At 42.6% G+C, this 521-nt stretch carries 1 protein-coding gene; it reads left to right on the forward strand.

Features of this window, described 5'->3' with window-relative positions; genetic code table 11:
• Positions 1 to 47: 47 nt before the first annotated feature.
• Positions 48 to 521 (forward strand): transposase (locus ACFOZY_RS09125; protein WP_378154578.1); only part of this gene is annotated, 474 nt, incomplete at its 3' end.

Raw genomic sequence — 521 nt, forward strand, 5'->3', positions numbered from 1 at the left:
TCCTGGGTAAATGTTAAGTGCGACCAAAACATTAGGAGGAATCAAGTATGGCTCAATTGAACTTTACCCTAAATTTCGATGATTTAAAAGATGCGTTGATGGAATCAAATTTAAATGCTGTTGTCAAATCTGCCATGGTTCTCATACTCAATGAATATATGGAAAAAGAACGTGATGAGTACATTCAAGCGGAAGCCTATGAACGTGTCGATCATCGCCGCTCACAACGAAATGGTTATTATGATCGCGAGTTTACAATGAATATCGGGAAAGTCCCTTTACGGGTACCACGTACCCGGGATGGAGAATTCTCGACAAGTCTCTTTGAACGCTACGCCAGAATGGACCAAGCCTTTGTCCTCTCCCTGCTCGAAATGGTCATTAATGGCGTCTCCACACGGAAAGTCACCAAGATCGTTGAAGAACTATGTGGACAAAGTGTCTCCAAATCGTTTGTCTCTAACCTAATTGAAAAGCTCGATCCAGTTGTTAAGGAGTGGGCAAATCGTCCACTCAGTCTT

The organism is Chungangia koreensis (assembly GCF_042651785.1).
Lineage (GTDB): Bacteria > Bacillota > Bacilli > Bacillales_A > Planococcaceae > Chungangia > Chungangia koreensis.